10 protein-coding genes are annotated in these 10,936 nt (G+C 62.3%); 4 read left to right on the forward strand and 6 right to left on the reverse strand.

Annotated features, from left to right (window positions below):
* Positions 1–133: 133 nt before the first annotated feature.
* From HX817_RS06335 to HX817_RS06355, 5 genes are all read right to left on the reverse strand, one after another.
* Positions 134–907 carry an enoyl-CoA hydratase/isomerase family protein gene (locus HX817_RS06335; protein ID WP_008431696.1) on the reverse strand — a complete coding sequence of 258 codons (774 nt, stop codon included), beginning with the start codon at positions 905–907 and terminating at the stop codon, positions 134–136.
* Positions 904–2,061: a citronellyl-CoA dehydrogenase gene (gene atuD / locus HX817_RS06340; protein WP_003209038.1), complete on the reverse strand. Its 1,158-nt coding sequence runs from the start codon at positions 2,059–2,061 to the stop codon at positions 904–906. The genes HX817_RS06335 and atuD overlap by 4 nt, the downstream gene beginning before the upstream one ends.
* A 71-nt stretch (positions 2,062–2,132) precedes the next feature.
* Positions 2,133–3,749: a geranyl-CoA carboxylase subunit beta gene (gene atuC / locus HX817_RS06345; RefSeq protein ID WP_008431693.1), complete on the reverse strand. Its 1,617-nt coding sequence runs from the start codon at positions 3,747–3,749 to the stop codon at positions 2,133–2,135.
* A gap of 3 nt (positions 3,750–3,752) precedes the next feature.
* On the reverse strand, positions 3,753–4,625 hold the full coding sequence (locus tag HX817_RS06350) for an SDR family oxidoreductase (protein WP_102369612.1): 873 nt from the start codon (positions 4,623–4,625) through the stop codon (positions 3,753–3,755).
* 12 nt (positions 4,626–4,637) lie between these two features.
* The gene (locus tag HX817_RS06355; RefSeq protein ID WP_177023350.1) at positions 4,638–6,416 is read right to left on the reverse strand and encodes an acyclic terpene utilization AtuA family protein; all 1,779 of its coding nucleotides are present in this window, start codon (positions 6,414–6,416) and stop codon (positions 4,638–4,640) included.
* 154 nt (positions 6,417–6,570) lie between these two features.
* Here HX817_RS06355 and HX817_RS06360 point away from each other — a divergent pair, with 154 nt between their 5' ends.
* The 3 genes from HX817_RS06360 (at position 6,571) to HX817_RS06370 (ending at position 9,162) form a co-directional block, all read left to right on the forward strand.
* The gene (locus HX817_RS06360; RefSeq protein ID WP_177036859.1) at positions 6,571–7,194 is read left to right on the forward strand and encodes a TetR/AcrR family transcriptional regulator; all 624 of its coding nucleotides are present in this window, start codon (positions 6,571–6,573) and stop codon (positions 7,192–7,194) included.
* A gap of 99 nt (positions 7,195–7,293) precedes the next feature.
* The gene (locus HX817_RS06365; RefSeq protein WP_083853176.1) at positions 7,294–8,082 is read left to right on the forward strand and encodes an ABC transporter substrate-binding protein; all 789 of its coding nucleotides are present in this window, start codon (positions 7,294–7,296) and stop codon (positions 8,080–8,082) included.
* 66 nt (positions 8,083–8,148) lie between these two features.
* The gene (locus HX817_RS06370) at positions 8,149–9,162 is read left to right on the forward strand and encodes a GNAT family N-acetyltransferase (protein WP_003209026.1); all 1,014 of its coding nucleotides are present in this window, start codon (positions 8,149–8,151) and stop codon (positions 9,160–9,162) included.
* Between the two features lie 138 nt (positions 9,163–9,300).
* Here HX817_RS06370 and HX817_RS06375 read toward each other — a convergent pair whose 3' ends face one another.
* A complete protein-coding gene (locus tag HX817_RS06375) occupies positions 9,301–9,852 on the reverse strand; it encodes an RNA polymerase factor sigma-70 (protein WP_003209024.1) in 552 nt (183 codons plus the stop codon).
* Positions 9,853–10,130: 278 nt separating this feature from the next.
* Here HX817_RS06375 and HX817_RS06380 point away from each other — a divergent pair, with 278 nt between their 5' ends.
* Complete coding sequence (locus tag HX817_RS06380; RefSeq protein WP_003209023.1) at positions 10,131–10,889, forward strand: thioesterase II family protein; 759 nt, start codon at positions 10,131–10,133, stop codon at positions 10,887–10,889.
* Positions 10,890–10,936: the final 47 nt, after the last annotated feature.

Below are 10,936 nucleotides of genomic sequence, written 5' to 3' on the forward strand. Positions count from 1 at the left end.
CACACCGAGCCTAGGCGAGGTGCCGAGTGGTGGGGCAAGAGCGTTTTGGTTACTTTTGCGCTTTTCAAAAGTGACCCGCTGTAAGAGCGGAACCCATAGTCGCCGTTACAAAAATAACGGATATGCCCCCGATTCATCGCGCCCACCCCGGCCTGCGCTTCTGCACAAACGCCTGAGTCCCCTCAACCCCTTCCTCACCACAAACCGCCTCGGCAAACCACTCGGCAGCCTGGTCCAACAACGGCCCCAAAACCTGCTCACCACTGGCCAGCAGCAACGCCTTGGTCCGCGCATTAGCCCCCGGAGCACATCGCAAAACCTGCCCCAACACCTCATCCAGCCGCTCCGCCAACGCCTGCGGATCGTGCTCCACAAAATGCACCAACCCCAACCGCAGCGCCTCAACCCCATCAAACCGCGCCGCCGTCAAAGCCAGCCGCCGCGCCTGGGTCAGCCCGATACGCTTCACCACGAACGGGGCAATCTGCGCCGGCAACAACCCAAGGCCGGTCTCCGGCAACCCAAACTGCGCCTGATGATCCGCAATCGCCACATCACTGACACACACCAACCCAAACCCGCCGCCCAACACGGCACCCTCAAGCACCACAATCACCACCTGCGGCAGCGCCTCCACTTCCTGCAACAGCGTGCCGAACGCCCGGTTCAACGCCTGCAAGCCTCCCGCGGCTCCCGCGCGAGCCATGTCCTTCACATCGCCACCGGCCGAAAAATGCCCACCCGCGCCGCTGATAACCAACGCCCGCACGCTCTTGTCCCCAGCCACATCGGCCAGTACCGCACGCAGTTCGTTGACCATTTCCAGGCTCATGGCATTGCGGCTGTCCGGCCGATTGAGGGTCACATGCAGCACCCCGTTATGCGGTTCCAGCAACAACGTGTTCACGACTTCTTCCCCGGCAGGGTGCCCATCAATTTGCAGATGATCCCCAGCATGATCTCGTCCGCCCCACCACCAATCGACACCAGCCGCACATCGCGATAAGCCCGGGCCACCGGGTTGTCCCACATGAACCCCATGCCGCCCCAATATTGCAGGCAACTGTCGCTGACTTCCCGGCCCAGGCGGCCGGCCTTGAGCTTGGCCATGGAGGCCAGGCGCGTCACGTCCTGGCCCTTGATGTACTGCTCGGTGGCCTGGTACACCAGCGCCCGCAGGCATTCGATTTCGGTGGACAGTTCGGCCAGGCGGAAGTGGATCACCTGGTTGTCGATCAGCGCCTTGCCGAAGGTCTTGCGTTCCTTGCAGTAATCGATGGTGCTGTCGATGCAGTACTCCAGGCCCTTGACCATATTGGCCGCGCCGAACAGCCGCTCTTCCTGGAACTGCAGCATCTGCATCATGAATCCCGCACCTTCATGGCCGATGCGGTTGCGCTGGGGGATGCGCACGTCGTCGAAAAACACCTGGGCGGTTTCCGAGCTGTGCATGCCGAGCTTTTCCAGGGGCGGGCTGACGCTGATGCCGGGGGTGTTCATCGGCACCATGATCAGCGACTTGTTGATGTGCGGCTTGTCGTCCGAGGTGTTGGCCAGCAGGCAGATGAAGTCGGCGCTCGGTGAGTTGGTGATCCACATCTTGCTGCCGTTGATCACGTAGTCAGTGCCGTCCTTGCGGGCATGGGTTTTCAGCCCGGCCACGTCGGAGCCGGCGCCGGTTTCCGAAACGCCGATGCAGCCCACCTGTTCGCCGCTGATGGCCGGGCGCAGGAATTCTTCGCGCAATTCATCGGAGCCGAAGCGGGCGAGGGCCGGGGTGCACATGTCGGTCTGCACGCCGATGGACATCGGGATGCCGCCGCAGCGAATGCTGCCGAACTCTTCGGCGGCGACGATCGAGTAGCTGTAGTCGAGGCCCATGCCACCGAATTTTTCCGGCTTGGAAATACCCAGCAAACCGAGGTCGCCAGCCTTGCGGAAGATCTCGTGGATCGGAAAGCGTCCGGCCTTTTCCCACTCATCCACATGCGGGTTGATCTCGCGCTCGACAAAGCCACGGACGGTGCGACGCAGTGCTTCGTGTTCCTGGGTGAAGATCATTTTTATTGTTCTCCCTATGGGGACGCGGGGCGTCCCGGGCTGCATTCCCACGCGGTGCGTGGGAACAATCATCAAAACCGCGCTGCACCAAAGCTGTTGGGCTGTAGTTGCCGCACCTCGGCCTCGTGGCAGATGTCCAGCAGAAACCCGAGCAAGGTCCGTGTATCCCGTGGGTCAATCAGCCCGTCGTCCCACAGGTTCGCGCTGCCATAAAGGGCGGTGGACTGGCTGTCGAGTTTCTGTGCGGTGACCTGTTCGAGCATGTCGAGCACCTTGGGGTCGGGCACCAGGCCGTCTTTCAGTTGCTTGGCTTCGGTGACGATCCGCAGCACCTTGCCCGCCTGGGCGCCGCCCATCACGGCGGTGCGACTGTTGGGCCAGGCGAAGATAAAACGCGGGTCGAGCCCACGGCCGCACATCGCATAGTTGCCGGCACCATAGGAGCCGCCGACGACGATGGTCAGTTTCGGCACCCGGGCATTGGCCACCGCCTGGATCATCTTCGCGCCGTGCTTGATCACGCCTTGCTGTTCCGACTCGGTGCCCACCATGAAGCCGGTGGTGTTGTGGAAGAACAGCAGCGGTGTCTGGCTCTGGTCGCACAGCTGGATAAATTGCGCGGCCTTGCTCGCACCCTTCGGGGTGATCGGCCCGTTGTTGCCGATAAAGCCACAGGCCCGGCCCTGGATATGCAAGTGGCCGCAGACGGTGTGCGGGTCGAACTCGCCCTTGAACTCCAGGAAGTTGGAAGCATCCGCCAACCGCGCGAGGATTTCGCGCACGTCGTAGGGCTTTTTCGGATCGTCGGGGATCAGCCCCAACAGCTCGTCAATCGGGTACAGCGGCTCGCTGTAAGCGCGCTTTGGCACAGGTGGCAAGCGGTCATCCCACGGCAACAGGCTGACAATCTCACGCACGATGCGCACACCGTCAGCGTCGTTTTCCGCCAGGTATTCAGCGGTGCCGGCGGTTTGCGCATGCATCTCGGCGCCGCCCAGTTCTTCATCGGTGGCGACTTCGCCGGTGGCGGCCTTGAGCAGCGGCGGGCCGGCCAGGAACAGCTTGGCCTTGCCACGCACCACCACCACGTAATCCGAAAGACCCGGCTGATAAGCGCCGCCCGCCGTGGCCGAGCCATGCACCACGGTGATCTGCGGCAGGCCCATGGCCGACATCCGCGCCTGGTTGGCGAAGCTGCGGGCGCCTTCGACGAAAATCTCGGCGGCGTAGTTGAGGTTGGCGCCGCCGCTTTCTGCCAGCGTCACCACCGGCAGTTTGTTTTCCATGGCGATCTGTTGCAGGCGCAGGGATTTTTTCAGGCCCGAGGGGGAAATGGTCCCGCCCTTGATCGCGCTGTTGTTGGCCACCACCAGCATGCGCACGCCGCTGACGTAGCCGATGCCGGCGATCAACCCGCCGCCAGCGGCGCTGCCGTCCTTGTCATCGTGCAGTTTGTAGCCGGCCAGGCTCGCCAGTTCGAGGAACGGCGCGCCGGGGTCGAGCAATAGATTCAGGCGTTCCCGTGGCAGCAGTTGCCCGCGCTTGTCGAACCTGGCCTTGGCTTCGGCGGCCTTGCCCAGCAGGTTTTGCTCCAGCTGGCGCAATTGATTGACGCCCGTGAGCATCGCTTCGCGGTTCTGCGCGAATTGCGGGCTGTGGGCGTCGAGTTGCGAGTCGATCACCGGCATGGCTTATTTCTCCTCCTTGAGCACGTCCGGCAAGTAAGCCCGGTGGAAACCATTAAAGGACACGCTCGGCGGTTGCGCCTTGTGCAGCGGCCAGGCGCGGCTGCCCAGGCTGGCGGCGCCGTCGATGCGCAAGGTGCTGCCGCTGACGAACGCGGCGGCGGGGCTGAGCAAGAACACAATCGCCGCGCTGACTTCCGATTCGGTGCCGATGCGCTTGAGCGGTACATGCTCGCGCAAGGTCGGGATCACCGCCTTGAATGCGCCTTCGTAGGTGTCCATGCCGCTGGAGGCAATCCAGCCCGGCGCCACGGCGTTGACCCGCACCCCCGCGTAACCCCATTCAAAGGCGGCGGTCTTGGTGAAGTTGTCCATGCCCGAACGTGCCGCACCGGAGTGCCCCATGCCGGGCATGCCGCCCCACATGTCGGCGAGCATGTTGACGATGGATCCGCCGTGCTTGCTCATGCTCTGGTTGAACACTTCCCGGGCCATCAGGAAACCGCCCACCAAGTTGGTGCGCAACACGGTTTCAAAGCCCTTCTGGTTGATCGACGCGAGCGGCGAGGGGTACTGGCCGCCGGCGTTGTTCACCAGGCCATGAATCGGGCCGTGCTCCTGCAGGACCTGGCCGACCAGCGCCTTGACCGCTTCTTCATCACGAATATCGCAGGCCTGCCAGCTGGCGCGACCGCCGTCCTCACTGACCTCCGCCGCCACCGTTTGCAGTTTTTCCGGCTTGCGCCCCACCAGGATCACATGGGCGCCGAGGGCTGCCAGCTCGTGGGCGGTGCAACGGCCAATGCCACTGCCGCCGCCGGTAACGATGATGGTCTGCCCCTGGAACAGGTCGGCTTTGAAGATCGAGTCGAAGGCCACGGCGCGGGTCCTTTAAGTGAATTGATCGGCAATGTGCTGCGGCACGGCAATCGGGATTTCCAGCAGTTGCTGGGCGAAGGCCTTGCCTTGGGGATCGATGCGCAGGCTGGCAATCCCGCCGCCACCCAGGGCGTTTTCCAGCAGGAAGTTCAGGCTGTGGCTGCCGGGCAAATACCAGCGCTCGACGCGGCCGTGGATCGGGTCGAGCACGTGGCTCATCCAGTCGACGATCACTTCGGGCGTCAGCGCCTCGGCGATCCACGGCAGGTACTCGGGCTCGCGGGCGATCACCCCGATGTTGCTGTGGTTGCCCTTGTCGCCGGAGCGGGCCACGGCCAGCTTGACCAGCGGCACGTTGGCGTCGGCGCGGCCTTGGGGTTTGGGCGGGTCGATCAATGCGATCGAGGTGTTCAGCGGTTTGGTGACGGGCAATTCGCAGGCATGCCGTTCGCCAAGGAAGTCGACCTGCAATTGGCAGGCGCTTTTATCGATCAGGAATGAAAACAACCGAATCAGCGGGTACACCGTGGGTCGCCCGCCGACGATCCCGGTGAGCCCCGGCGCCATGCCGGTGGCCGCCTGGGCAATCTCCCGGGCGAACAGCACCAGCGCCTGTTTGCTGGGGTGACGCACCGCCAGTTTCACCACCACTTCGCGGCAGTCCTGGCGTTGGGCATGGGGGCCGTAGGTGGTTTCGCTGCCCAGCAGTTCGATGTTGATGTCGGTGTAGGGCGCCCAGCCGCGCTGGCTGAACAGCTCTGAGGTCTTGTTGATGATCGCCTGGCTGACCCGTTCGGCCTTGGCCACCGCGTCGATCCCGGCGATCAGGCAACTGGCGGTGCAGCGAAAACCATCCGGGTAGGTGGCGCTGACCTTGTACTGGTCGGTGGGCGGCAGGCCTTTGGCGCCGTGCAGGTGCACGCGGTTTTTGCCTTGTTGCCGGAGCTTGACCTGGCTGAAGTCGCAGATCACGTCGGGCAACAGGTAGGCGCGCGGGTCGCCGATTTCATACAGCAGTTGCTCGGCGACGCTCAGTTCGCTGATCAGTCCGCCGGTGCCCTCGACCTTGCTGACGGTGAACTGGCCGTCGGCACTGACCTCCACAATCGGGAAACCGATGTGTTCGTAGTCCGGCACCTCCCGCCAATCGGTGAAGTTGCCGCCGGTGCACTGCGCGCCGCATTCGATGATATGCCCGGCCAATGCCGCCTGGGCCAGGCGGTCGTAGTCCTGCCAGGACCAGTCGAACTCATGCACCAGCGCCGCGCTGACCACCGCGCTGTCTACCACACGGCCGGTTATCACGATATCGGCACCCAGCTCCAGCGCCTGCACGATACCGGGCGCGCCGAGGTAGGCGTTGGTGGATACGCACATCGGCGGCAAGGGCGCGCCGCTGAACATGTCGGTGACGCCTTGCAGTTGCTTGAACTGCGGTTGCAGGTCATCCCCCAGCAGTACGGCGATCTTCAACGGGATTCGGGCCTGGTCGCAGGCCGCCTGCAACGCGGCGGCGCAGGCCTGGGGGTTGATCCCGCCGGCGTTGCTGATCACGCGGATGCCCTGGCGCTGGATATCCGCCAGCAGCGGCGTCAGCACCTCGACGAAATCCGTGGCATAGCCGGCCTGGGGATCTTTCATTCGCGCTCCGGCGAGGATCGACAGGGTGACTTCCGCCAGGTAGTCGAACACCAGGTAATCCAGCGTGCCGCCGTGCACCAACTGCGCAGCGGCGGTGCAGGTGTCGCCCCAGAAGGCGCTGGCGCAGCCGATGCGTACCGTCTTGTTCATGGGGCGTCCTTCCTCTGGTTTGCTGGCACCCACACTACCAAGCAAGCGCTTGGTTTGTAAACTCTGGTCATAACTTTGCCCCAAGCGCTTGCTTGGTTGGCTGCCACGGCCTAAATTGCCGCCCAAGACGTAACCAGAAGTTAAGGAGAGCAGCATGGATGAGCAAAAAGCCCTGCGGGTGATGCGCGCCATGGTCGACGCCGGCCAATTGACCGACCCCGACAGTGCCCGTGGCAAGCTGCTGCAAACCGCGGCCCACCTGTTTCGCAACAAGGGTTTTGAGCGCACCACCGTGCGTGACCTGGCCGGCGCGGTCGGGATCCAGTCCGGCAGCATCTTTCATCACTTCAAGAGCAAGGACGAAATCCTGCGGGCGGTGATGGAGGAAACCATCCACTACAACACCGCCCTGATGCGCGCTTCCCTGGCCGAGGCGAGCAACGTGCGCGAGCGGGTGCTAGCGCTGATTCGTTGCGAATTGCAGTCGATCATGGGCGGCAGTGGCGAGGCCATGGCGGTGCTGGTGTATGAATGGCGTTCCCTGTCGGCCGAGGGCCAGGCCCAGGTGCTGGCCTTGCGCGATATCTACGAAGAGATCTGGTTGCAGGTGCTGGGGGAGGCGAAAAACGCCGGTTACATCAAGGGCGATGTGTTTATCACGCGGCGTTTCCTGACGGGCGCCTTGTCCTGGACCACCACCTGGTTTCGCGCCCAGGGCAGCATGACCCTGGAGCAACTGGCCGACGAAGCCTTGCTGATGGTGTTGAAAGCTGACTAGCCCTTTCGCGCAAGCTATTAATTGTGTGGCAGAAAGTTGTCTCGATAGACAAAAACGCCTAGCTTAGCGGGATCAAAGTTTTCGACGGTGTGTGCCTTGATGTTTTCGCCTTGGCGATTGGCTGCAGGACTCTCAATATGGGCACTTGGCGCACTGTGGCTGATGCCTGCCTCGGCCGCCCAACTGGTGAGGGTCGGTGCTGCGCATTTCCCGCCATACACCGTGCGCCCGGAGCAGGGTGCCGACACCGGGTTGCTGCCGCAACTGGTGGAAGCCTTGAACGCCCTGCAAACCGACTACCAGTTTGTGCTGGTACCCACCTCGATTCCCCGGCGTTTTCGCGACTTCCAGCAAGGTCGGGTGGACATGGCGATCTTCGAAAACCCCAAGTGGGGCTGGCAGGATATTGCCCACACCGATGTCGACATGGGCCTGGAGGATGCGGAAATCTTCGTGGCCCAGCAGGAGCCCGGTCGCGACCAATCGTATTTCGCCGACCTGACCGGCAAGCGCCTGGCGGTGTTCAGCGGCTATCACTACGCGTTCGCCAATTTCAACCCCGACCCCAAGTACATGGCGGAGCACTTCAACGCCACCTTGACCTATTCCCACGACAGCAACCTGCTGATGGTCGCCCGGGGCCGGGCCGACATTGCCCTGGTGACGCGTTCCTACCTCAGCGATTTCCTGGTGCGCAATGCCGATACGGCGGGGCAGTTCCTGGTGTCCGAGCGGATCGACCAGGTGTACCACCACTATGCGTTGCTGCGGCCCAAGGCGCCGATCACGGGGCCGGCGTTCGCCGGGCTGCTCAAGCAGCTGAGGGACAACGGCCAGTTGCTGAAGATCTTCGAGCCTTACCGCATCGATGTAATGCCGGTACCGTGATCGTCTAAATTTTTGCCCTCGGCTCACGTCACTTGTTGAACTGTCGACGATTCGTGAGCCCATCCCATGTCCAATCTGAATGACCTGTCAGTGCTGCCCTTGCCGGCGGGACCCGCCCTGAATGCTGATGAAACTGATAGCCGCCTGAGCCTCACCCTTGAGGGCCAGCCGCTGATTCGCCTGCGCCTTGAGCGGGGTGATGAGGTGCAGGTGCATTTGCAGGAGCCCGCCAGTGTGCCGGCTGCCCGTGCCTTGTGGGCGGCGTGTTATTGGCTGTTTGCCAGGGAGCCCGGGCGTCAGCGACTGGTCTGGTGTCTTGAGCATGCGCCGGAAGATGCCTTGCGCAGTGGGTTGCTGGTGGCGACCGGGGTTGCCGGGCAGTTTCATTGCGAGCGCACGTTGTTCTGGCAGTTGCCGCAACCGTGGCTGGGGCAATCTCTCACGGGGACTTATCCGCAGCAGATGATCATCAGCGGTGGCAAGCGTCATCCTGCCCGTGCGCCGAAGCCGCGGGGCGAGGTGTATCGGCGGTTTGATGCGCGGCTGGGGGCGTGGATTTCACTGCGTACGGTGGAGATTGATGTTGATCTGGCGCGCTTCAATCGTTGGCAGAACAGTGCGCGGGTGGCGAATTTCTGGCAGGAAACCGGCAGCCTGGAACAGCATCGGGAGTATCTGGACAAGCTGGAAGCGGATCCCCATGCGTTGACGTTGATTGGCTGTTTCGATGATGAGCCGTTTGCTTATTTCGAGGCGTATTGGGCGAAGGAGGATCGGATTGCGCCGTTTTATGATGCGGCGGATTACGATCGCGGGATTCATATGCTGGTGGGCGAAGAGCACCACCGTGGTCCGCACAAGGTAGCGAGCTGGTTGTCGGCGCTGGTGCATTACTTGTTTCTCGATGATCCGCGTACGCAGCGTGTGGTGGCTGAGCCTCGGGCGGATAACGGGAAGATGATTGGGCATATGCAGAATCAGTGTTTCCACTGTGAGAAGGAGTTTGATTTTCCTCATAAGCGGGCGGCGTTGATGATTCTGGGGCGGGAGCGGTTTTTTGAGCGGTGTGGGTTGGTTTGACTGAGCAAAAAATCTGAGTGCACGAAGATCAAATGTGGGAGCGGGCTTGCTCGCGAAAGCGCAGTGTCAGTCAATGCATGTGTGACTGATCCACCGCTTTCGCGAGCAAGCCCGCTCCCACAGGGGATGTGTGGCGCGTCAGGCCCGCCGCGCAAACGTGTCGCTATGGGTCCCGGAAACCTTCCGGCAATGCACCAGCGCATCGCGAATCATAAAGTTCACCAACGTCGGTGAAACCCCCAGCTCCTTGGCAATATCCTTCTGCGGCACCCCGTGCAGCCGGTACATCTCAAACGCGTAACGCGTGCGCTGAGGCAACTCGGTCAAGGCGTCGGCAATGTTCTCCAGCGTCGAAAAGTTGATGTGCGAGGTCTCAGGTGAAGCGCCGTGAATAACCACATTCAAGCCTTCCTCTTCCGTGCCGGAATATTTCAGCTCCAGCGCCTGCTTGCGGTAGTGATCAATAGCCAGGTTGCGCACGATCTGGAACAGGTAACTGAGCTGCGCCTTGAACGATGACGTGATGGTGGGGGCCGATTGCAACCGGAAGTAGGCGTCTTGCACCACGTCTTCGGCGCGGGATCGGCAGCCGGTAATACGCGCTGCGATCTTGACCAGGATCAGTCGATTGTCGACGAAGGCCTGGAGTAGGGGTGAGTCGCACCTGCCTGTGGATACTTGTTCCGTCATGGAAATCACCTTGTTGCAAGAGAAGGTTGGGGGAGGGCGTCCTTGCTGAGGCCTCCTACACATCGGGCAACAAATTATGCTTAATGATAATGATTGTCAAATGAGAAGACGAACTAATCTTATGCCTTATCGAGAGGTGTGAACGGCGTCTCGTTGACTAATTATTTCCAGGTGCCATCCGTTCTCATGGGTGAAAGGCCAGTTAACAAACCGGCCAAGGATCAGCGCCTGGAGGAGGACAAAATGGGTTTTTATCGTGTGAGCGGGAGTGGTCTGAAATGAACACGCCGGCTCGATTACGCCTGTTTTGCCTGCCTTACTCCGGCGCCAGCGCCATGGTCTACAGCCGCTGGCGGCGTGCGCTGCCGGAGTGGTTGCAGGTGCGGCCGCTGGAGTTGCCGGGGCGCGGCATGCGCATGGACGAGCCGTTGCAGCGCGATATCAAAAACCTGGCCGGGCAACTGGCTGATGAGATCCGCGCCGAGCTGGACGGCCCCTACGCCTTGTTCGGCCACAGCCTCGGCGGCCTGCTGGCCTTCGAGCTGGCCCATGCCCTGCGCGAACGGGGTGCGCCGCCGCCATTGGCGCTGTTTGCCTCGGGTACCGCCGGCCCGGCCTGTCGCGATGTCAGCGAATACGCCATCGAGAAAAACGACGAACAACTGATCGCCCGCCTGCGGGAACTCAAGGGCACGGGCGAAGACGTGCTGGCCAACGCCGAATTGATGCAGTTGATGCTGCCGATCCTGCGGGCCGACTTCCTGCTGTGCGGCAGTTTCGAATACGGCGAGCGTGAGCCGCTGAGCCTGCCCATCCATGTATTCGGCGGCAAGCAGGACACGGTGCGCGCCGATCAACTGCTGGACTGGCAGCAAGACACCGCCAGCGGTTTCTCCCTCGACATGTTCGACGGTCACCACTTCTTCCTGGTGCAGCACGAGAGTTCCGTACTGCGCTGTGTGCGGCGTTACGCCGACGAACACCTGGCCCGCTGGCGCAATGACGCCGCGCGGCAGATGGCCCGGGCAACCGGCTGAACAAGCCCCCCCGGCCACACATTCCCCGATTTCCCAGTAAGCCGATT

It is taken from the genome of Pseudomonas sp. C6002, from assembly GCF_013385805.1.
Classification (GTDB): domain Bacteria; phylum Pseudomonadota; class Gammaproteobacteria; order Pseudomonadales; family Pseudomonadaceae; genus Aquipseudomonas.